Here is a 22,837-nt window from a genome sequence, read left to right on the forward strand (position 1 = left end):
GCGGTTTTTGTGTGACTGTTGCTTTGTTACATGTGCGAGATCAGCGCATCACCGAAGCCGGAAGAGGACACCAGCGTGGCGCCTTCCATCAGACGTTCGAAGTCATAGGTCACAGTTCTGGCGGAAATTGCGCCATTGGTACCCTTGATGATCAGGTCAGCCGCTTCGGTCCAGCCCATGTGGCGCAGCATCATTTCCGCAGACAGGATCAGTGAACCAGGGTTGACCTGGTCCTTGCCGGCGTACTTCGGCGCGGTGCCGTGAGTGGCTTCGAACATGGCCACGGTGTCGGACAGGTTGGCACCTGGCGCAATACCGATACCACCCACTTCTGCCGCGAGGGCGTCGGAGAGGTAGTCGCCGTTCAGGTTGAGGGTTGCGATGACGTCGTATTCAGCCGGACGCAGCAGGATCTGCTGGAGCATGGCATCGGCGATGGCATCCTTGACGATGACGTTCTTGCCGGTTTTCGGGTTCTTGAACTGCATCCACGGACCACCGTCGAGCAGGGTCGCGCCGAACTCTTCAGCCGCCACTTCGTAGGCCCATTCCTTGAAGGCACCTTCGGTGAACTTCATGATGTTGCCTTTGTGCACGATGGTCAGCGAATCGCGATCGTTGTCGACCACATATTGCAGAGCCTTGCGCGCCAGACGCTTGGTGCCTTGCAGCGAGACCGGCTTGACGCCGATGCCGCAGTTTTCGTCGAAACGGATCTTGGTGACACCCATTTCCTCCTTGAGGAACTTGATGACCTTGGTCGCTTCCGGCGAACCGGCCTTCCACTCGATACCGGCGTAGATGTCCTCGGAGTTCTCACGGAAGATCGTCATGTCGACATCGCCTGGCTTCTTGACCGGGCTCGGCACGCCTTCAAACCAGCGCACCGGGCGCAGGCAGACGTACAGGTCGAGTTGCTGGCGCAGGGCCACGTTGAGGGAACGGATACCACCACCAACCGGCGTGGTCAGAGGGCCCTTGATGGAAACTACGTAATCCTTGACCGCATCCAGGGTTTCCTGAGGCAGCCAGGTGTCCTGATCATAAACCTGGGTCGCTTTTTCCCCGGCGTACACTTCCATCCAGGAAATCTTGCGCTCGCCGCCGTAAGCCTTTTTCACAGCAGCATCGACAACCTTGATCATGACCGGACTGATGTCGACACCAATGCCGTCGCCTTCGATGAAGGGAATGATCGGGTTATTAGGAACATTGAGAGAATGGTCTGCATTGACGGTGATTTTGTCGCCGACGGCTGGAACCTGAATCTTCTTGTAACCCATGCTGAACTCCATTGATTGGATTGAACATCTGGCCTGGTTCGAGCGTAACCCAGTTAAATCGGCGCGCAAACCCTATGTTCGGCCCATCTGCACCAAAGCCGCATAACTCGCGCGCTACAAGCCTGAAAGCAAAGGGAAAAGCGCCAAAACCAAGCACGACAAATCACCCTACGCCTGACTCGCCCCTGCGACCTTTAGACCAATGGACGACATTTGTCGCGTGTGAACCATCGGCAGATTGCCAGCAACCTATGTATAATGCCGCCGCTGACTAAAGGGTCACGCCGGACTGAACAGCTCTACGACGAGTGTTTCGGCCCGACGAGCCGGTCTGTTATCGCAGTCCGGCTACTTGACGCCCTACTGATGCACCCAACATCACAGCAACGAAACCTCGATATTCGGCTCATGGATGACTTTGAACGAACGCGCTTACCCGGCGCACCTCGAGTTTCTGCGCACGCTTTAGCAAAGAAGAGAGAGTTAATCCGAATATGCCCACCCGCTCGAAGATCATCTATACCTTCACCGACGAAGCTCCTGCCCTCGCCACCTATTCACTGTTGCCTATCGTAGAGGCGTTCACCGCCTCGGCTGATATCGCCGTTGAAACCCGCGATATCTCTCTTGCAGGGCGCATCCTGGCCAGCTTCCCCGAGCAACTGGGTGACAAAGCCGTAGCCGACCACCTCGCCGAACTCGGCGCCCTGGCCGTTACGCCTGAAGCCAACATCATCAAATTGCCGAACATCAGCGCCTCGGTTCCGCAACTGCAAGCCGCGATCAAAGAGCTGCAAGCCCAGGGCTTCGCACTGCCGGACTACCCTGAGACCGTCACCAGCGAGGCCGACAAAGAAGCCAAGGCCCGCTACGACAAAATCAAGGGCAGCGCCGTGAACCCGGTTCTGCGCGAAGGCAACTCCGACCGCCGCGCCCCGCTGTCGGTGAAGAATTACGCTCGCAAGCACCCGCACAAAATGGGCGCCTGGGCCAATGACTCCAAGTCCCACATCGCGCACATGAGCACCGGTGATTTCTACGGCAGCGAAAAAGCTGCCCTGATCGAAGCCGCTGACGCTGTGAAAATCGAGCTGATCGCTCAAGACGGCACCACCACCGTCCTGAAAGCAAAAACCACCGTACAAGCCGGTGAGATCCTCGATTGCGCGGTACTGAGCAAAAACGCCCTGCGCAGCTTCATCGCAGCCGAAATCGAAGACGCCAAGGCCCAAGGCGTGCTGCTGTCGGTTCACCTGAAAGCCACCATGATGAAGGTCTCCGACCCGATCATGTTCGGCCAGATCGTTGCCGAGTTCTATAAAGACGCACTGACCAAGCACGCTGACGTGCTGGCACAGATCGGCTTCAACCTGAACAACGGCATCGGCGACCTGTACGCTCGCATCAAGGCCCTTCCGGCCGAGCAGCAAGCGCAGATCGAAGCTGACATTCAAGCGGTCTACGCTGTTCGCCCATCGCTGGCGATGGTCAACTCCGACAAAGGCATCACCAACCTGCACGTGCCGAGCGACGTCATCGTCGACGCCTCGATGCCAGCCATGATCCGTGACTCCGGCAAGATGTGGGGTACCGACGGCCAGCTGCACGACACCAAGGCCGTGATCCCGGATCGCTGCTACGCCACCATCTACCAGGCCGTGATCGAAGATTGCAAAGCCAACGGTGCGTTCGATCCGACCACCATGGGCAGCGTGCCGAACGTCGGCCTGATGGCGAAGAAAGCCGAAGAGTACGGTTCCCACGACAAGACTTTCCAGATCAAGGCTGACGGCGTTGTTCGCGTCACCGACAGCAAGGGCGACCTGCTGATGGAACAGTCGGTTGAAGCCGGCGACATCTTCCGCATGTGCCAGACCAAAGACGCGCCGATCCAGGACTGGGTCAAACTGGCCGTCAACCGTGCTCGCGCAAGCGCTACTCCAGCGATTTTCTGGCTGGACCCGATGCGCGCCCACGACGGCGTAGTGATCGAGAAAGTTCAGGCTTACCTGAAGGATCACGACACTGCCGGTCTGGACATCCAGATCATGGCGCCGGTCGATGCAATGAAATTCACCCTGCAACGCACCCGCGACGGCAAGGACACCATCTCGGTGACCGGCAACGTTCTGCGCGACTACCTGACCGACCTGTTCCCGATCATGGAACTGGGCACCAGCGCCAAGATGCTGTCGATCGTGCCGCTGATGAACGGCGGTGGCCTGTTCGAAACCGGCGCTGGCGGTTCGGCACCGAAGCACGTGCAGCAGCTGCTGGAAGAAAACTTCCTGCGCTGGGATTCCCTGGGTGAGTTCCTGGCCCTGGCCGCTTCCCTTGAGCACCTGGGCGTGAACTACAACAACCCCAAGGCGCTGGTTCTGGCCAAGACCCTGGATCAGGCCACCGGCCAGTTCCTGGACAACAACAAGTCGCCATCGCGTAAAGTCGGCAACATCGACAACCGCGGCAGCCACTTCTACCTGGCGCTGTACTGGGCTCAAGCCCTGGCTGCCCAGACCGAAGATGCTGCACTGCAAGCGCAGTTCGCGACCCTGGCCAAAACCCTGACCGAGAACGAGGCGACCATCGTTGCCGAACTCAACGCCGTTCAGGGCAAGCCAGTCGACATCGGCGGTTACTACCACGCCGACGCCGAGCTGATCAGCAAGGCCATGCGCCCAAGCGCAACCTTCAACGCGGCGGTTGCTGCGCTGGTGTAAGGTTGTAAAGCTGTAAAGAAGCCCCGGCCCAGTGCCGGGGTTTCTGTTTGTGGGGATCTACGCTACCCCCCTTGTAGGAGCCGGCTTGCTGCCGATAGCGGTTTATCATTCATATCTTCGTTGACTGATACGCCGCTATCGCCAGCAAGCCGGCTCCTACAGGTTTGTATTTCAACATCAGAATTGAGGACATCTCATGGACTGGAAACCCCACATCACCGTCGCCACGATCGTCGAAGACAACGGCCGCTTCCTGATGGTCGAGGAGCTCAAGCACGGGCGCGTGGTGCTCAATCAGCCCGCCGGTCACCTGGACCCGAACGAAACCCTCACCGAGGCCGCCGTGCGCGAAACCCTCGAAGAAACCGGCTGGGACGTCGAAGCGACCGGCGTTCTGGGCATTTACCTCTACACCGCCCCGAGCAACGGCGTGACCTACCAGCGGGTCTGCTTTATCGCCAAACCGCTCAAACACCACCCGGATTATCAACTGGACGACGGCATCGTCGGCGCCAAGTGGTTGACCCGCGAAGAATTAATCGAGCAGCGCGACAACTGGCGCAGCGAGCTGATCATCCACTGCATCGACGACTATCTGGCAGGCATTCACTTCGGCCTCGAATTGATCCGTCCTTCTCTTTAGCCATGCAGGCTCCAGCCTGATAGAATCGCGTCCTTTTTCAAGACACTCATTAAATTCCTATGCGTGATCCAGCCCCTTCTGACACACAAAAGAAGCGCGTCATTGTCGGCATGTCCGGCGGCGTGGACTCCTCCGTTTCTGCCCTCCTGCTGATCGAGCAGGGTTATGAGGTGGAAGGCCTGTTCATGAAGAACTGGGAAGAAGACGATGGAACGGAATACTGCACCGCCATGGATGACCTGGCGGATGCACAAGCCGTGTGCGACAAGATTGGCATCAAGCTGCACACCGCCAACTTCGCGGCAGAGTACTGGGACAACGTGTTCGAGCATTTCCTGGCCGAATACAAGGCCGGTCGCACGCCGAACCCGGACATCCTGTGCAACCGCGAGATCAAGTTCAAGGCGTTCCTCGACTACGCCATGGTGCTCGGCGCCGACCTGATCGCCACCGGCCACTACGTGCGTCGCCGCGACATCGACGGCCGCACCGAACTGCTCAAAGGCCTGGACCCGAACAAGGATCAGAGCTACTTCCTGCACGCCGTCGGCGGTGAACAGATCGCCAAGACCCTGTTCCCGGTCGGTGAGCTGGAAAAACCGCAAGTACGCGCGATTGCCGAGAAATACGAACTGGCGACCGCCAAGAAAAAGGACTCCACCGGAATCTGCTTTATCGGCGAGCGCCGCTTCAGCGACTTCCTCAAGCAGTACCTCCCGGCGCAACCGGGCGAAATCAAGACCACCGAAGGCGAGATCATCGGCCGCCACCACGGCTTGATGTACCACACCATCGGCCAGCGTCAGGGCCTGGGCATTGGCGGCTTGAAAGACGCCAGTGACGAGCCGTGGTACGTGCTGATCAAGGACCTGGAGCACAACGAGCTGATCGTCGGCCAGGGCAATGACCATCCCTGGTTGTTCTCCCGCGCCCTGCTCGCTTCGGACATCTATTGGGTCAACCCGGTCGACCTGAGCCAGCCGCGCAAACTGACCGCCAAGGTTCGTTATCGCCAGAGCGACCAGCCGTGCATCCTGGAAAAGACCGCCACCGGTTATCGCGCGACCTTCGATGATCCGCAACGCGCGGTTACCCCAGGCCAGTCCGTGGTGTTCTACGACGGTGAAATCTGCCTCGGCGGCGGCGTGATCGAAGTCGCTGAGCCGTGGACGAGCAAGGGCCAGGCCCTATGAATCCGATTCAGGAGCAACTGACGGCGCTGGGCGGCGTATTCCTCGCCGCCGTGCTGGTCGACAAGATCGCCAAGACCGGCCAGACCAGTGAAGCCGGCCTGACCTGCATGCTCGGCAGCCTGTTGATCCGCGATCCCAAGGACACACTGGAAGTCTACGGCGGCGACGACCTCAATCTGCGCGAAGGCTATCGCGCATTGATCGGCGCCCTCGAACGCGACCCGAGCACCCTCCAGCGCGAGCCGCTGCGCTATGCGCTGGCCATGCTGGGCCTTGAGCGTCAGTTGGCCAAGCGCGGCGACATGCTGGACGTGATCGGCAAACGCCTGCCGCAGATCCAGTCACAGGTCGAACACTTCGGCCCGGCCCACGAAAACGTGATCGCCGCGTGCGGCGCGCTGTACCAGGACACCCTGAGCACCCTGCGCCAACGCATCCAGGTGCACGGCGACATGCGCAATCTGCAACAACCGAGCAACGCCTCGAAAATTCGCGCCCTGCTGCTCGCCGGCATTCGTTCGGCACGCCTGTGGCGGCAATTGGGCGGGCATCGGTGGCAGCTGGTGATCAGCCGCCGCAAACTGCTGAAAGAGCTTTACCCCTTGATGCGTAACGAATAACCCGCATCGACGGAACCGAACTTAGCAATACGCGTAATACGCCGGTCAGTTGGCGACGGACCGGCGGATTTTTTCATGTATGATACGCGCCCCATTTCGTTGCCCGACTGTCCGAGAACACCCCATGCAGCTCTCTTCGCTCACTGCGGTTTCCCCTGTTGACGGCCGCTACGCCGGCAAAACCCAGGCCCTGCGCCCAATTTTCAGCGAGTACGGCCTGATCCGTGCCCGCGTTCTGGTTGAAGTGCGCTGGCTCCAGCGCCTGGCCGCTCACCCTGCCATCAGCGAAGTGCCGGCGTTCTCCGCCGAAGCCAACGCTGTGCTGAACACCCTGGCGGAAAACTTCTCTCTGGAGCACGCCGAGCGTGTCAAGGAGATCGAGCGCACCACCAACCACGACGTCAAAGCCATCGAGTACCTGCTCAAAGAGCAAGCGGCCAAGCTGCCGGAACTGGCCAAGGTCAGCGAGTTCATCCACTTTGCCTGCACCAGCGAGGACATCAACAACCTGTCCCACGCCCTGATGCTGCGCGAAGGCCGTGATGACGTCATGCTGCCGCTGATGCGCCAGACCGCCAACGCCATCCGCGAACTGGCCATCCGCTTCGCCGACGTGCCAATGCTGTCGCGCACCCACGGTCAACCGGCCTCGCCGACCACCCTGGGCAAAGAACTGGCGAACGTGGTTTACCGTCTGGAGCGTCAAATCGCTCAAGTCGCTGCCGTTCCGCTGCTGGGCAAGATCAACGGCGCTGTCGGCAACTACAACGCCCACCTGTCGGCCTACCCCGAGATCGACTGGGAAGAAAACGCCCGCGCCTTCATCGAAGACGAGCTGGGCCTGGGCTTCAACCCGTACACCACGCAGATCGAACCGCACGACTATATTGCCGAGCTGTTCGACGCGATCGCACGCTTCAACACCATCCTGATCGACTTCGACCGTGACATCTGGGGCTACATCTCCCTGGGTTATTTCAAACAGCGCACCATCGCTGGCGAAATCGGCTCGTCGACCATGCCGCACAAGGTCAACCCGATCGACTTCGAAAACTCCGAAGGCAACCTGGGTATCGCCAACGCACTGTTCCAGCACCTGGCAAGCAAGCTGCCGATCTCCCGCTGGCAGCGCGACCTGACCGACTCCACCGTCCTGCGCAACCTCGGTGTCGGCTTCGCCCACAGCGTGATCGCGTACGAAGCCAGCCTCAAAGGCATCAGCAAGCTGGAGCTCAACGCGCAGAAGATTGCCGCTGACCTGGACGCTTGCTGGGAAGTATTGGCCGAGCCGATCCAGACCGTGATGCGTCGCTACAACATCGAAAACCCGTATGAAAAGCTGAAAGAACTGACCCGCGGCAAGGGCATCAGCCCTGAAGCGTTGCAAACTTTCATCGACGGCCTGGATATGCCGGCCGCCGCCAAGGCTGAGCTGAAATTGCTCACCCCGGCCAACTACATCGGTAACGCTGTAGAGCAAGCCAAACGCATCTGATCGACCGCTAGACCCCTTTAAGACGCCCGGCCGCGCCGGGCGTTTTTATTCCCGTATGGAAAGTGCTTTTTTTCAATAGGTTACACATGAATCCTGACATTCCTCTGCAACTTCTGGGCGGCATCACGGCACGCGAGTTCCTGCGCGACTACTGGCAGAAAAAACCGCTGCTGATCCGCCAGGCCATTCCTGATTTCGAAAGCCCGATCGACGCCGACGAATTGGCCGGCCTGGCGCTGGAAGAAGAAGTCGAATCGCGCCTGATCATCGAGAATGGCGAGCGCCCATGGGAACTGCGTCGCGGCCCGTTCGCCGAAGATGAATTCAGCAAGCTGCCGGAACGTGACTGGACCTTGCTGGTTCAAGCCGTTGACCAGTTCGTGCCGGAAGTCAGTGAACTGCTGGAAAATTTCCGCTTCCTGCCGAGCTGGCGCATCGACGACGTGATGATCAGCTTCGCCGCCCCGGGTGGCAGTGTCGGTCCACACTTCGACAACTACGACGTATTCCTGCTGCAAGGCCACGGCAAGCGCAACTGGAAGATCGGCCAGATGTGCGACTCCGAAAGCCCGCTGCTGCAACACGCGGACTTGCGCATCCTCGCCGAATTCGAAGCCACCGATGAGTGGGTACTGGAACCGGGCGACATGCTGTATCTGCCGCCACGCTTGGCTCACTGCGGCGTAGCCGTCGACGACTGCCTGACCTACTCCGTCGGCTTCCGTGCACCGAGCGCCGCTGAAGTACTGACCCACTTCACCGACTTCCTCAGCCAGTTCCTGCCGGACGAAGAGCGTTACACCGACGCCGACGCCCAGCCTGTAGCCGATCCGCACCAGATCCAGCATGACGCCCTCGATCGCCTGAAAAGCCTGCTGGCCGAACACATGAGCGACGAACGCCTGCTGCTGACCTGGTTCGGCCAGTTCATGACCGAGCCGCGCTATCCGGAGCTGGTGGCCGGTCCGGAAGACGTCGCAGAAGAAGACGTCCTCAGTGCACTGGAAGAAGGTGCGGTGCTGATCCGCAACCCGAGCGCACGCCTGGCCTGGTCGGAAGTTGATGACGACCTGCTGCTGTTCGCCAGCGGCCAGAGCCGTTATCTGCCGGGCAAACTGCGCGAGCTGCTGAAGATGATCTGCGCCGCCGACGCACTGCACACCGACAACCTTGGCGATTGGCTGAGCGACGAAGACGGCCGCGGCCTGTTGTGCGAACTGGTCAAGCAAGGAAGCCTGGGGTTTGCCGATGAATAAGATTCACGTACGTGTCGCAGACTGGCAAAAGGACAACGCCGAGATCCGGCGCATTCGTGAGACGGTGTTCGTCGCCGAGCAGTCCGTACCACCAGAACTGGAATGGGACGCTGACGACATTGATGCAGTGCATTTCCTCGCCTACGAAGGCGACTTTCCGATTGGCACCGCCCGCCTGCTGCCCGACGGTCACATCGGCCGGGTATCGGTGCTCAAGGACTGGCGCGGCTTGAAGGTTGGCGATGCACTGATGCACGCGGTAATCAGTGAAGCCGAAGAGCGCGGACTGAAGCAGCAGATGCTGAGCGCTCAGGTTCAAGCCACGGCGTTCTATGAGCGCCTGGGTTTTCACATGGTCAGTGAAGAGTTCCTGGAAGCAGGGATTCCGCACGTAGACATGGTTCGCCATTCTGCTTAAGACCTTGTGGCGAGGGAGCTTGCTCCCTCGCCACAAAAGCTGCATGCAAACACCACAAAACGCCCCGCCATCTCCGGATGCCGGGGCGTTTTGCTGTCTACCATTCAACTAAACCCACCCACGGCCGACAAACTGGCACTATCAACACCTGTAGGAGTGAGCTTGCTCGCGATGAACTTGAGGGCGCCGCATTCTTTCCAGACAACGCGCGATATCGTTCACGCCCATCGCGAGCAAGCTCGCTCCTACACACACCACAAAGTCGGAGATAACGGATATGTCCCTACGCACCCTGCTCACCACCCTGTTGGTGACCTGCAGTTTTTCGGTCATGGCAGCCACTGAAATCGTGCCCCTGAACAACCGCACCAGCGCCGACCTGCTGCCGGTGGCGCAGGATTTCATCGGCAAGGACGGGCAGGTCAGCGCCTACGGCAATCAACTCATTGTCAACGCTGATCAACGCAAGATCGACGAACTTAAAACCCTGATCTCGCAACTCGACACCGCACCCAAACGCCTGCTGATCACGGTCGACACCAGCGACAGCAACGCTCAGGGTGATCAGGGTTACTCGGTGAACGGCGCCAAGCCAAACCAGACCCGCATCATCAGTTACAGCACCGATAGTCGTGACGGCGGCACTCAGCAAGTGCAGGCCAGTGAAGGCACCCCCGCACTGATCCAGGTCGGCCAGAGCGTGCCGCTGACCAGCTCGCAGTCCGACTCCTACGGCGATCTGCGCAGCCAGACTGAATACCGCAACGTCACTCAAGGCTTCTACGTCACCGCCAACGTCACCGGCGACATCGTTCACCTGTCGATCAGCACCAACCGTGACCGCATGAGCCAGGAACGTCCCGATGTAGTGAACGTGCAAAGTACCGACACAACCGTCACCGGTCGCCTTGGCGAGTGGATCCTGCTGGCCGGGGTGAATGGCCAGACACAGGCCGACAAACAAGGCACAGCCCGCAGCTACTCGACCCAAAGCCGCGACGACATGACACTGCGGGTGAAAGTCGACACCCTGGACTAAAGCACCAAAAACTGACTGAGGAGTCGTATTAGACCAAAGATGTAGTGCCTGAAAAAAAGCACTACAAAACGTTTGACGAGCCAAAAAAGCAAAGGCATGATGGCCTCGCTCCCGCTAATCAGAGGCCCTGGCAAGGGCCTTCGAGGCGATGTTCGCATCTACCCCCCGCGAACCGCTTCGTGTCTGTACCGCCCACAAGGTGTGTTTGACGAGGTTGTCGACTGGAACGAAGTTGTCCCGAGGGACGGAAGCGTAATAGGTAACCCGGCACCACACTGATGTTCGTACCAAGGCCCACGACGCCCGAATGCGCCCGCAGTTCGCCTTTACCTGCTCACTTCCCCTCGAGCCCATCGTTCATCCCGTCGCCCTCCCCGCCGGACCCGACCTGACCCACTAAGCTTCTGGTCAGCGAGCGCAGGAATTTTCCACCGCAGTACAACTTTTCATAAAAGACGCGACGAGGTTTATCTCCATGGCACTGACACGCGAACAGCAAATTGCAGCCCTCGAAAAAGACTGGGCTGAAAACCCGCGCTGGAAAGGCGTGACACGCACTTACTCCGCTGCTGACGTCGTCCGTCTGCGTGGCTCGGTTCAACCTGAGCACACCTTTGCAAAAATGGGCGCCGAGAAGCTGTGGAACCTGGTCACCCAGGGTGCCAAGCCAGCCTTCCGTCCAGAGAAAGATTTCGTCAACTGCATGGGCGCCCTGACCGGCGGCCAGGCTGTACAACAAGTCAAAGCTGGTATCCAGGCGATCTACCTGTCGGGCTGGCAAGTTGCTGCGGACAACAACTCCGCCGAATCGATGTACCCGGACCAGTCGCTGTACCCGGTGGACTCGGTTCCAACCGTGGTCAAGCGCATCAACAACTCGTTCCGTCGTGCCGACCAGATCCAGTGGAAAGCCGGCAAGAACCCGGGCGACGACGGCTACATCGACTACTTCGCTCCAATCGTTGCTGACGCTGAAGCCGGTTTCGGCGGCGTACTGAACGCTTACGAGCTGATGAAGAGCATGATCGAAGCTGGCGCCGCCGGCGTTCACTTCGAAGACCAACTGGCTTCCGTGAAAAAATGCGGCCACATGGGCGGCAAGGTACTGGTTCCTACCCAGGAAGCTGTACAGAAGCTGACCGCTGCCCGTCTGGCTGCTGACGTTGCCGGTACTCCGACCATCATCCTGGCTCGTACCGACGCTAACGCCGCCGACCTGTTGACGTCGGACTGCGACCCGTACGACCAGCCATTCGTGACTGGCGAACGCACCCAGGAAGGCTTCTACAAAGTACGCGCCGGCCTGGACCAGGCAATCGCCCGTGGCCTGGCTTACGCTCCGTACGCCGACCTGATCTGGTGCGAAACTGCCAAGCCAGACCTGGACGAGGCTCGTCGCTTCGCTGAAGCGATCAAAAAGGAATACCCGGACCAACTGCTGTCGTACAACTGCTCGCCTTCCTTCAATTGGAAGAAAAACCTGGACGACGCGACCATCGCCAAGTTCCAGCGCGAACTGTCCGCCATGGGCTACAAGCACCAGTTCATCACCCTGGCCGGCATTCACAACATGTGGCACAGCATGTTCAACCTGGCGCACGACTACGCCCGCAACGACATGACTGCCTACGTGAAGCTGCAAGAGCAGGAATTCGCTGACGCTTCGAAGGGCTACACCTTCGTGGCTCACCAGCAGGAAGTGGGCACCGGCTACTTCGACGACATGACCACCGTGATCCAGGGTGGCTCGTCTTCGGTAACCGCACTGACCGGTTCGACTGAAGAAGAACAGTTCCACTGATCTGCTTCGCTTGAGTAAACGGCCGCTGCGGACCGATTAGAAACCGCAACGCTGAAAATCTGACGCCTCGACTGGTTCGGGGCGTTTTTTTGCCTGGGATTTCACCGTCCCTTGTAGGAGCTGGCTTGCCAGCGAAGAGGCCCGAAAGCCATGCACTGAATGAACGGACGCCTTCGCTGGCAAGCCAGCTCCTACGGGTTATGCGTCACAATCACGATCACTGCCTGGTCGAAATCTTTGATCCAGAGCGCTGCGACTGTCAGAAAAATCCACTAAGACGCTCACCGCCTCTACTTGCAGTAACGCGCATATAAGGCAACTTCCTGCGCACTTGCCGGATAAACACTTTAAAAATCACGCCAAACAATATTGATTATCATTTAGCGCAAACTATGTTCGTTACACTCCCAACAAAACATAATTCACGAAATGCCGGCTAATGCCCAAGGGGCAAGGCTTGTGGGGGGGTTCCAGTGCGCTATGTCCTTATTCCTATAATAAATTTCGCTATAGGAATTTTACTTGCTGGGTGTTTAGCCATAAAATCAGCGGGATTGATTGCTGCGACATATCGTCACTGCGTTGTTACTTTTTCAAGCTCAGAGACCTTTGCTCTCTGTTAAGGATTACCAGCATGCCCGAAGCGACAGGACTCATGGCCCACAACTGGGGCTTTGCCATTTTCCTTCTAGGCGTCGTCGGCCTCTGCGCCTTCATGCTGGGCGTCTCCAGCCTCCTTGGGTCAAAAGCCTGGGGCCGCAGCAAAAACGAACCGTTCGAGTCCGGCATGCTACCTACAGGTGGCGCCCGCTTGCGGCTCTCAGCCAAATTCTATCTGGTCGCGATGCTCTTCGTGATCTTCGATATCGAAGCCCTTTTTCTCTTTGCATGGTCTGTGTCCGTCCGCGAAAGCGGCTGGACCGGATTCGTCGAAGCTCTCGTTTTCATAGCAATTCTGTTGGCAGGCCTTGTCTACCTATTCCGAGTGGGCGCCCTTGACTGGGCTCCGGAAGCTCGGCGCAAGCGGCAAGCGAAGCTGAAACAATGAGGCTTTGGCAATGCAATACAATCTCACCAGGATCGACCCCGATGCTCCTAACGAGCAGTATCCGATCGGCGAACGGGAAACCGTTTCCGATCCGTTAGAAGATCAAGTCCACAAAAACATTTTCATGGGCAAGCTCGAAGACGTGCTTAACGGCACGATCAACTGGGGGCGCAAGAACTCCCTGTGGCCGTATAACTTCGGTCTTTCTTGCTGCTACGTGGAAATGACCACCGCCTTCACGGCGCCCCACGACATCGCGCGCTTTGGCGCCGAGGTTATCCGGGCATCGCCGCGCCAGGCGGATTTCATGGTTATCGCCGGTACCTGCTTCATCAAGATGGCGCCGATCATTCAGCGTCTCTACGAGCAAATGCTCGAACCCAAGTGGGTTATCTCCATGGGTTCGTGCGCCAACTCCGGTGGCATGTACGACATCTACTCGGTCGTTCAAGGGGTGGACAAGTTCCTGCCCGTGGACGTCTACGTGCCTGGCTGCCCGCCTCGTCCTGAAGCTTTCCTGCAAGGCCTGATGCTGTTGCAAGAGTCGATTGGACAGGAGCGTCGTCCGCTTTCCTGGGTCGTTGGTGATCAAGGCGTATACCGCGCCGAGATGCCTTCCGAGAAGGAAAAGCGCCGCGAACAGCGAATCGCAGTCACCAACCTGCGCAGCCCCGACGAAGTCTGATCCAGATCTGCTTCTTTAATAGAACGAGAACCTGGCTTCATTCTTTACGTTGACCGAAAGCGATAAATAACCATGACTACAGGCAGTGCTCTGTACATCCCGCCTTACAAGGCAGACGACCAGGATGTGGTCGTCGAACTGAACAACCGTTTTGGCCCGGAGGCGTTCACCGCCCAGGCTACCCGCACCGGCATGCCGGTGCTTTGGGTTGCCCGCGCCAAACTCGTCGAAGTCCTGACTTTCCTGCGCAACCTGCCCAAGCCGTACGTCATGCTCTATGACCTGCACGGCGTGGACGAGCGTCTGCGCACCAAGCGTCAAGGGCTGCCAAGCGGCGCCGACTTCTCCGTGTTCTACCACTTGATGTCGATCGAGCGTAACAGCGACGTCATGATCAAGGTCGCGCTGTCCGAAAGCGATCTCAGCTTGCCAACCGTTACCAGCATCTGGCCGAACGCCAACTGGTACGAGCGTGAAGTCTGGGACATGTACGGCATCGACTTCAAAGGTCACCCGCACCTGACGCGCATCATGATGCCGCCGACCTGGGAAGGTCACCCGCTGCGCAAGGACTTCCCGGCCCGTGCCACCGAGTTCGATCCGTTCAGCCTGACGCTGGCCAAGCAACAGCTTGAGGAAGAAGCCGCGCGCTTCAAGCCTGAAGACTGGGGCATGAAGCGCTCCGGCCCGAACGAGGACTACATGTTCCTCAACCTCGGCCCGAACCACCCTTCGGCGCACGGTGCATTCCGCATCATCCTGCAGCTGGACGGTGAAGAGATCGTCGACTGCGTGCCGGACGTCGGTTACCACCACCGTGGTGCCGAGAAAATGGCCGAGCGTCAGTCCTGGCACAGCTTCATCCCGTACACCGACCGTATCGACTACCTCGGCGGCGTGATGAACAACCTGCCGTACGTGCTCTCGGTCGAGAAGCTGGCCGGCATCAAGGTGCCCGAGAAGGTCGACGTCATCCGCATCATGATGGCCGAGTTCTTCCGGATCACCAGCCACCTGCTGTTCCTGGGTACCTACATCCAGGACGTCGGCGCCATGACTCCGGTGTTCTTCACCTTCACCGACCGCCAGAAGGCGTACACGGTGATCGAAGCCATTACCGGTTTCCGCCTGCACCCGGCCTGGTACCGCATCGGTGGTGTCGCCCACGACCTGCCGCGCGGCTGGGAAAAACTGGTTAAAGACTTCGTCGAATGGATGCCAAAGCGTCTGGACGAATACCAGAAAGCCGCACTGGACAACAGCATCCTGCGAGGCCGGACCATCGGCGTCGCCGCCTACAACACCAAAGAGGCCCTGGAATGGGGCGTCACCGGTGCAGGCCTGCGTTCGACCGGTTGCGATTTCGACCTGCGTAAAGCGCGTCCGTACTCGGGCTACGAGAACTTCGAATTCGAAGTGCCGCTGGCCGCCAATGGCGATGCCTATGACCGCTGCATCGTGCGCGTGGAGGAGATGCGCCAGAGCATCAAGATCATCGAGCAGTGCATGCGCAACATGCCGGAAGGCCCGTACAAGGCGGATCACCCGCTGACCACGCCGCCGCCGAAAGAGCGCACCCTGCAGCACATCGAAACCTTGATCACGCACTTCCTGCAAGTTTCGTGGGGCCCGGTCATGCCGGCCAACGAATCCTTCCAGATGATCGAAGCGACCAAGGGCATCAACAGTTATTACCTGACGAGCGATGGCGGCACCATGAGCTACCGCACCCGGATTCGTACCCCAAGCTTCCCGCACCTGCAGCAGATCCCTTCGGTGATCAAAGGCAGCATGGTCGCGGACTTGATTGCGTACCTGGGTAGTATCGATTTCGTTATGGCCGACGTGGACCGCTAAGCATGAACAGCACGCTTATCCAGACAGACCGTTTCACCTTGAGTGAAACCGAGCGCTCGGCCATCGAGCACGAGCTGCATCACTACGAAGACCCGCGCGCGGCGTCGATCGAAGCCTTGAAGATCGTCCAGAAGGAACGTGGCTGGGTGCCGGACGGCGCTCTGTACGCCATCGGCGAGATCCTCGGCATCCCGGCGAGCGACGTTGAAGGCGTGGCGACTTTCTATAGCCAGATCTTCCGTCAGCCAGTCGGCCGTCACATCATTCGCGTCTGCGACAGCATGGTCTGCTACATCGGCGGCCACGAGTCCGTGGTCAGCGAAATCCAGAGCAAGCTCGGCATCGGCCTGGGTCAAACCACCGCCGACGGTCGTTTCACCCTGCTGCCGGTCTGCTGCCTCGGCAACTGCGACAAGGCGCCGGCGTTGATGATCGACGACGACACGTTCGGTGATGTGCAGCCAGCAGGCGTTGCCAAATTGCTCGAGGGCTACGTATGACCCTGACTTCTTTCGGTCCGGCCAACCGCATCAAGCGTTCGGCCGAGACTCATCCGCTGACCTGGCGTCTGCGTGACGACGGCGAAGCCGTATGGCTCGACGAGTACCAGGCCAAGAACGGTTACGCCGCTGCGCGCAAGGCTTTCGCCGACATGGCTCAGGACGACATCGTCCAGACCGTGAAAGACGCCGGCCTCAAGGGCCGCGGCGGTGCAGGCTTCCCCACTGGCGTGAAGTGGGGCCTGATGCCCAAGGACGAATCCATCAACATCCGCTACCTGCTGTGCAACGCGGATGAAATGGAGCCGAATACCTGGAAAGACCGCATGCTGATGGAGCAACTGCCCCATCTGCTGATCGAAGGCATGCTGATCAGTGCCCGCGCACTGAAAACCTACCGTGGCTACATCTTCCTGCGTGGCGAATACACCACCGCCGCCAAGCACCTGAACCGTGCCGTGGAAGAAGCCAAGGCAGCAGGCCTGCTGGGCAAGAACATCCTGGGCAGTGGCTTCGATTTCGAGCTGTTCGTCCACACCGGTGCCGGGCGTTACATCTGCGGTGAAGAAACCGCGCTGATCAACTCCCTCGAAGGCCGCCGTGCCAACCCGCGCTCCAAGCCGCCCTTCCCTGCCGCCGTTGGCGTGTGGGGCAAGCCGACTTGCGTGAACAACGTTGAAACCCTGTGCAACGTGCCGGCAATCATTGCCGACGGCGTGGACTGGTACAAATCGTTGGCCCGTGAAGGCAGCGAAGACATGGGCACCAAGCTCATGGGCTTCTCCGGCAAGGTCAAGAACCCGGGCCTGTGGGAACTGCCGTTCGGCGTCACCGGTCGCGAGCTGTTCGAAGACTACGCTGGCGGCATGCGCGACGGTTACAAGCTCAAGTGCTGGCAGCCTGGCGGCGCCGGTACCGGCTTCCTGTTGCCGGAACACCTGGACGCACAAATGTACGCCGGCGGCATCGCCAAAGTGGGCACCCGTATGGGTACCGGCCTGGCCATGGCGGTGGACGACAGCGTCAATATGGTGTCCCTGCTGCGCAACATGGAGCAGTTCTTCGCCCGCGAATCCTGTGGCTTCTGCACCCCGTGCCGCGATGGCTTGCCATGGAGCGTCAAGCTGCTGATGGCCATCGAGAATGGCGAAGGCCAGCCAGGCGACATCGAGACCCTGCTGGGTCTGGTCGGCTTCCTCGGCCCAGGCAAGACGTTCTGTGCTCACGCACCGGGCGCCGTGGAGCCGTTGGGCAGCGCAATCAAATACTTCCGTCCTGAGTTCGAAGCCGGTATCGCGCCTGTCAGCGCCGCCGTCCCGCCTCTGGCAAGGCCGATCGTAGTCGGCGCGTAAACGCTTAAAAAAGGCGAAGGGTCCGTGCCCTTCGCTTTTCGTGTGATGACGCCTTTAACGGCTGTGTTGATTCACGCGGATAACAAGATTCCATTAGCCACGCCCGCTGACACCGGGCCAACGAAGAACTTTGAACCATGGCCACTATCCACGTAGACGGCAAAGAGCTCGAAGTCGATGGGGCAGACAACCTGTTACAGGCATGTCTGTCGCTAGGCCTCGATATTCCTTATTTCTGCTGGCACCCTGCCCTAGGCAGCGTTGGCGCTTGCCGCCAGTGCGCAGTCAAGCAGTACACCGACGAGAACGACACCCGTGGTCGTATCGTGATGTCCTGCATGACGCCTGCCACCGACGGCACCTGGATCTCCATCGAAGATGAAGAGTCCAAGGCCTTCCGCGCCAGTGTTGTTGAATGGTTGATGACCAACCACCCTCACGACTGCCCGGTCTGTGAAGAAGGCGGTCACTGCCACCTGCAAGACATGACGGTAATGACCGGCCACAATGAGCGCCGTTACCGCTTCACCAAGCGTACCCACCAGAACCAGCAACTGGGCCCGTTCATTTCCCACGAGATGAACCGCTGCATCGCTTGCTACCGCTGCGTGCGCTTCTATAAAGACTACGCTGGCGGCACCGACCTCGGTGTGTACGGCGCCCACGACAACGTGTACTTCGGTCGCGTTGAAGACGGCACCCTGGAAAGCGAGTTCTCCGGCAACCTCACCGAGGTCTGCCCGACCGGTGTGTTCACCGACAAGACTCACTCCGAGCGTTACAACCGCAAGTGGGACATGCAGTTCTCGCCGAGCATCTGCCATGGCTGCTCAAGCGGTTGCAACATCTCCCCGGGCGAGCGTTACGGCGAACTGCGTCGCATCGAAAACCGTTTCAACGGTTCGGTGAACCAGTACTTCCTGTGCGACCGTGGCCGTTTCGGCTATGGCTACGTCAACCGCGAAGACCGCCCACGTCAGCCATTGCTGGCCAACGGCGCCAAGCTGAGCCTCGACGAAGCGCTGGATAAAGCCGCCGACCTGCTGCGCGGTCGCAACATCGTCGGTATCGGTTCGCCTCGCGCCAGCCTCGAAAGCAACCACGCGTTGCGCGAGCTGGTCGGTGCCGAGCACTTCTACTCCGGTATCGAAGCGTCCGAACTGGAGCGCATCCGACTGGTCCTGCAAGTGCTCAAAGACAGCCCGCTGCCAGTGCCGAACATGCGCGACATCGAAGACCACGACGCCGTGTTCGTCCTCGGTGAAGACCTGACCCAGACTGCTGCGCGCATGGCCCTGTCCCTGCGTCAATCGGTCAAAGGCAAAGCTGAAGACATGGCCGACGCTATGCGCGTTCAGCCTTGGCTCGACGCCGCGGTGAAGAACATCGGTCAGCACGCGATGAACCCGCTGTTCATCGCCAGCCTGGCTGAAACCAAGCTCGACGACATCGCCGAAGAGTGCGTTCACGCCGCTCCAGACGACCTGGCCCGCATCGGTTTCGCCGTGGCTCACGCCCTCGACGCCAGCGCACCGGCCGTTGAAGGCCTGGACGCCGAAGCCCTCGAACTGGCCAAGCGCATCGCCGACGCCCTGCTCGCGGCAAAGCGCCCGCTGATCATCGCCGGTACTTCCCTGGGCTCCAAAGCCCTGATCGAAGCCGCCGCGAACATCGCCAAAGCCTTGAAGCTGCGCGAGAAGAACGGTTCCATCAGCCTGATCGTGCCGGAGGCCAACAGCCTCGGCCTGGCCATGCTCGGTGGTGAATCGGTCGATGCCGCGCTGCAAGCCGTGATCTCTGGCCGTGCCGACGCCATTGTCGTGCTGGAAAACGATCTGTACACCCGCACCGATAAAGCCAAGGTCGATGCTGCCCTGGCCGCTGCCAAAGTGCTGATCGTCGCCGACCATCAGAAGACCGCCACCAGCGATCGCGCGCATCTGGTTCTTCCAGCCGCCAGCTTCGCTGAAGGCGACGGCACTCTGGTCAGCCAGGAAGGTCGCGCCCAGCGCTTCTTCCAGGTCTTCGATCCGAAGTACATGGACGCGAGCATCCTGGTTCACGAAGGCTGGCGCTGGCTGCATGCCCTGCGCGCCACCCTGCTGAACCAGCCGATTGACTGGACCCAGCTGGACCACGTCACCGCTGCCGTTGCTTCGAGCACTTCGATCCTCAATCGCATTGTCGATGCCGCACCGTCCGCCGCGTTCCGCATCAAGGGCATGAAACTGGCCCGCGAACCGCTGCGTTACTCCGGTCGTACCGCCATGCGCGCCGACATCAGCGTGCACGAACCGCGTACCCCGCAGGACAAGGACACCGCCTTTGCCTTCTCGATGGAAGGTTACTCGGGCTCGGCCGAACCGCGTCAGCAAGTGCCATTCGCCTGGTCTCCGGGCTGGAACTCGCCGCAAGCCTGGAACAAGTTCCAGGACGAAGTCGGTGGTCACATCCGCGCTGGCGACCCAGGCACCCGCCTGATCGAAAGCGCTGGTGATTCGCTGAACTGGTTCTCCAGTGTTCCGCGCGCGTTCAACCCTGCTCCAGGTACCTGGCAGGTTGTGCCGTTCTTCCACCTGTTCGGCAGCGAAGAGAACTCTTCGAAAGCCGCTCCGGTTCAGGAACGCATTCCGGCGGCTTATGTTGCACTGGCCAAGTCCGAAGCCGACCGTCTGGGCGTCAACGACGGTGCCATGCTGAGCCTGAACGTGGCTGGCCAGACCCTGCGTCTGCCGCTGCGCATCAACGAAGAGCTGGGCGCCGGTCTGGTCGCACTGCCTGCGGGCATCGCCGGCATTCCGCCAGCGATTTTCGGTAAATCCGTTGACGGTCTGCAGGAGGCAGCTCAATGACCTGGTTCACTCCTGAAGTGATCGACGTGATCATCGCGGTCCTCAAGGCCGTGGTGATTCTGCTCGCCGTGGTGGTCTGCGGCGCCCTGCTCAGCTGGGTCGAGCGTCGCTTGCTCGCCCTCTGGCAGGACCGTTACGGTCCGAACCGCGTGGGTCCGTTCGGCGCGTTCCAGATCGCCGCCGACATGATCAAGATGTTCTTCAAGGAAGACTGGACGCCTCCATTCGCCGACAAGATGATCTTCACCCTGGCACCGGTAGTCGCCATGAGCGCCCTGCTGATTGCCTTCGCGATCATCCCGATCACCCCGACCTGGGGCGTGGCGGACATCAACATCGGCATCCTGTTCTTCTTCGCCATGGCTGGCCTGTCGGTCTACGCGGTGCTGTTCGCCGGTTGGTCGAGCAACAACAAGTTCGCCCTGCTGGGCAGCTTGCGGGCCTCGGCACAAACCGTGTCGTACGAAGTGTTCATGGGCCTGTCGCTGATGGGCATCGTGATCCAGGTCGGCTCGTTCAACATGCGTGACATCGTTGAATACCAAGCGCAGAACCTGTGGTTCATCATTCCGCAGATCTTCGGTTTCCTGACCTTCTTCATCGCTGGCGTCGCCGTGACTCACCGTCACCCGTTCGACCAGCCGGAAGCGGAACAGGAACTGGCCGACGGTTACCACATTGAATACGCCGGCATGAAATGGGGCATGTTCTTCGTCGGCGAGTACATCGGCATCGTGCTGATCTCGGCGCTGCTGGTGACCTTGTTCTTCGGTGGCTGGCACGGTCCGTTCGGCATCCTGCCGCAGATCCCGTTCATCTGGTTCGCACTGAAAACCGCGTTCTTCATCATGATCTTCATTCTGTTGCGCGCCTCGATTCCGCGCCCACGGTATGACCAAGTGATGGATTTCAGCTGGAAGTTCTGCTTGCCGCTGACCCTCGTCAACATGCTGGTGACCGCTGCGATCGTGTTGCTCAACACGCCCGCCGTCGCGGCTCAGTGAGGATAGAGAATCATGAAGTACATATTTGACATCGTGCATGGCTTCTACACCCAGCTTCGCAGCCTGGTGATGATTTTCGGCCACGCCTTCCGCAAGCGCGACACGCTGCAGTACCCGGAAGAAGCGGTCTACCTGCCGCCGCGCTACCGTGGGCGTATCGTCCTGACCCGCGACCCCGACGGTGAAGAGCGCTGTGTAGCGTGCAACCTGTGCGCCGTGGCGTGCCCGGTCGGTTGCATCTCGCTGCAGAAAGCTGAAACCGAAGATGGTCGCTGGTACCCGGACTTCTTCCGCATCAACTTCTCGCGCTGCATCTTTTGCGGCCTCTGCGAGGAAGCCTGCCCGACCACCGCGATCCAGCTCACGCCGGATTTCGAAATGGCCGAGTTCAAACGTCAGGACCTGGTTTACGAGAAAGAAGATCTGTTGATCTCCGGCCCCGGCAAAAACCCTGATTACAACTTCTATCGTGTTGCAGGTATGGCGATTGCCGGGAAGCCGAAAGGCTCCGCGCAAAATGAAGCCGAACCGATCAACGTGAAGAGCTTGCTGCCTTAAGGAAGAAAGATGGAATTCGCTTTCTATTTCGCATCGGGTATCGCTGTGGTGTCCACGCTTCGCGTGATCACCAACACCAACCCTGTGCACGCCCTGCTCTACCTGATCATTTCGCTGATCGCCGTGGCCATGACGTTCTTCGCCCTCGGCGCACCGTTTGCCGGTGTCCTGGAAGTGATCGCCTACGCTGGCGCCATCATGGTGCTGTTCGTGTTCGTGGTGATGATGCTGAACCTGGGCCCGGCCTCGGTTCAGCAAGAGCGCGTCTGGCTCAAGCCCGGTATCTGGGGCGGCCCGGTCCTGCTCGCTGCGCTGCTGCTGGTAGAACTGCTGTACGTGCTGTTCTCCCACCAGACCGGTGAAGCCATCGGCCACACCACCGTAGACGCCAAGGCCGTGGGCATCAGCCTGTTCGGTCCTTACCTGCTGGTGGTCGAACTCGCCTCGATGCTGCTGCTCGCTGCAGCCGTCACGGCGTTCCACTTGGGCCGCAACGAAGCCAAGGAGCAATGA

General features: G+C 59.7%; 19 protein-coding genes. 18 read left to right on the forward strand and 1 reads right to left on the reverse strand.

All coding sequences use genetic code 11. From position 1 onward, the window contains the following. Positions 1-26 precede the first annotated feature (26 nt). Entirely contained in the window at positions 27-1,283 is a 1,257-nt protein-coding gene (gene icd / locus CKW19_RS20270) for an NADP-dependent isocitrate dehydrogenase (protein ID WP_095059534.1), read from the reverse strand. A 494-nt stretch (positions 1,284-1,777) separates the two neighbouring features. Between icd and CKW19_RS20275 the strand changes: the two genes are divergently transcribed. The 18 genes from CKW19_RS20275 to nuoJ all read left to right on the forward strand — a co-directional run bounded on the left by CKW19_RS20275 (position 1,778) and on the right by nuoJ (position 22,837). Beyond that, positions 1,778-4,003, forward strand: a complete 2,226-nt coding sequence (locus CKW19_RS20275) for an NADP-dependent isocitrate dehydrogenase (protein WP_095059535.1) — start codon at positions 1,778-1,780, stop codon at positions 4,001-4,003. Positions 4,004-4,199: 196 nt separating this feature from the next. After that, positions 4,200-4,646 carry an NUDIX hydrolase gene (locus CKW19_RS20280; protein WP_095059536.1) on the forward strand — a complete coding sequence of 149 codons (447 nt, stop codon included), beginning with the start codon at positions 4,200-4,202 and terminating at the stop codon, positions 4,644-4,646. Between the two features lie 59 nt (positions 4,647-4,705). Beyond that, entirely contained in the window at positions 4,706-5,839 is a 1,134-nt protein-coding gene (mnmA, locus tag CKW19_RS20285) for a tRNA 2-thiouridine(34) synthase MnmA (RefSeq protein ID WP_095059537.1), read from the forward strand. Next, the gene (gene hflD, locus CKW19_RS20290; protein ID WP_095059538.1) at positions 5,836-6,459 is read left to right on the forward strand and encodes a high frequency lysogenization protein HflD; all 624 of its coding nucleotides are present in this window, start codon (positions 5,836-5,838) and stop codon (positions 6,457-6,459) included. The genes mnmA and hflD overlap by 4 nt, the downstream gene beginning before the upstream one ends. A 124-nt stretch (positions 6,460-6,583) precedes the next feature. After that, positions 6,584-7,954, forward strand: a complete 1,371-nt coding sequence (gene purB, locus CKW19_RS20295) for an adenylosuccinate lyase (RefSeq protein ID WP_095059539.1) — start codon at positions 6,584-6,586, stop codon at positions 7,952-7,954. Positions 7,955-8,040: 86 nt separating this feature from the next. Then, complete coding sequence (locus tag CKW19_RS20300; RefSeq protein ID WP_095059540.1) at positions 8,041-9,210, forward strand: cupin domain-containing protein; 1,170 nt, start codon at positions 8,041-8,043, stop codon at positions 9,208-9,210. Beyond that, entirely contained in the window at positions 9,203-9,628 is a 426-nt protein-coding gene (locus CKW19_RS20305; RefSeq protein WP_095059541.1) for a GNAT family N-acetyltransferase, read from the forward strand. The genes CKW19_RS20300 and CKW19_RS20305 overlap by 8 nt, the downstream gene beginning before the upstream one ends. 277 nt (positions 9,629-9,905) lie before the next feature. Beyond that, the gene (locus CKW19_RS20310) at positions 9,906-10,667 is read left to right on the forward strand and encodes a secretin N-terminal domain-containing protein (RefSeq protein WP_095059542.1); all 762 of its coding nucleotides are present in this window, start codon (positions 9,906-9,908) and stop codon (positions 10,665-10,667) included. 475 nt (positions 10,668-11,142) lie between these two features. After that, on the forward strand, positions 11,143-12,468 hold the full coding sequence (gene aceA, locus CKW19_RS20315) for an isocitrate lyase (RefSeq protein ID WP_034146910.1): 1,326 nt from the start codon (positions 11,143-11,145) through the stop codon (positions 12,466-12,468). Positions 12,469-13,102: 634 nt separating this feature from the next. Then, a complete protein-coding gene (locus CKW19_RS20320) occupies positions 13,103-13,516 on the forward strand; it encodes an NADH-quinone oxidoreductase subunit A (RefSeq protein WP_003223812.1) in 414 nt (137 codons plus the stop codon). 10 nt (positions 13,517-13,526) lie between these two features. Continuing rightward, complete coding sequence (locus tag CKW19_RS20325; protein WP_007946424.1) at positions 13,527-14,201, forward strand: NADH-quinone oxidoreductase subunit B family protein; 675 nt, start codon at positions 13,527-13,529, stop codon at positions 14,199-14,201. A gap of 72 nt (positions 14,202-14,273) precedes the next feature. Further along, a complete protein-coding gene (gene nuoC, locus CKW19_RS20330) occupies positions 14,274-16,058 on the forward strand; it encodes an NADH-quinone oxidoreductase subunit C/D (protein WP_095059543.1) in 1,785 nt (594 codons plus the stop codon). Positions 16,059-16,060: 2 nt separating this feature from the next. Beyond that, positions 16,061-16,558 carry an NADH-quinone oxidoreductase subunit NuoE gene (nuoE, locus tag CKW19_RS20335; protein ID WP_008020715.1) on the forward strand — a complete coding sequence of 166 codons (498 nt, stop codon included), beginning with the start codon at positions 16,061-16,063 and terminating at the stop codon, positions 16,556-16,558. After that, a complete protein-coding gene (gene nuoF / locus CKW19_RS20340; RefSeq protein WP_095059544.1) occupies positions 16,555-17,910 on the forward strand; it encodes an NADH-quinone oxidoreductase subunit NuoF in 1,356 nt (451 codons plus the stop codon). Before nuoE ends, nuoF begins: the two co-directional genes overlap by 4 nt. Positions 17,911-18,047: 137 nt before the next feature. Continuing rightward, a complete protein-coding gene (gene nuoG / locus CKW19_RS20345) occupies positions 18,048-20,762 on the forward strand; it encodes an NADH-quinone oxidoreductase subunit NuoG (protein ID WP_095059545.1) in 2,715 nt (904 codons plus the stop codon). After that, positions 20,759-21,766 carry an NADH-quinone oxidoreductase subunit NuoH gene (gene nuoH / locus CKW19_RS20350; protein WP_053161451.1) on the forward strand — a complete coding sequence of 336 codons (1,008 nt, stop codon included), beginning with the start codon at positions 20,759-20,761 and terminating at the stop codon, positions 21,764-21,766. Before nuoG ends, nuoH begins: the two co-directional genes overlap by 4 nt. Positions 21,767-21,778: 12 nt before the next feature. Continuing rightward, positions 21,779-22,324 (forward strand): NADH-quinone oxidoreductase subunit NuoI, encoded by a 546-nt coding sequence (gene nuoI, locus CKW19_RS20355; protein WP_177330210.1) that lies wholly within the window; start codon positions 21,779-21,781, stop codon positions 22,322-22,324. Between the two features lie 9 nt (positions 22,325-22,333). Next, the gene (nuoJ, locus tag CKW19_RS20360) at positions 22,334-22,837 is read left to right on the forward strand and encodes an NADH-quinone oxidoreductase subunit J (protein ID WP_053161453.1); all 504 of its coding nucleotides are present in this window, start codon (positions 22,334-22,336) and stop codon (positions 22,835-22,837) included.

Source organism: Pseudomonas sp. Irchel s3f7 (genome assembly GCF_900187615.1).
Classification (GTDB): Bacteria; Pseudomonadota; Gammaproteobacteria; order Pseudomonadales; family Pseudomonadaceae; genus Aquipseudomonas.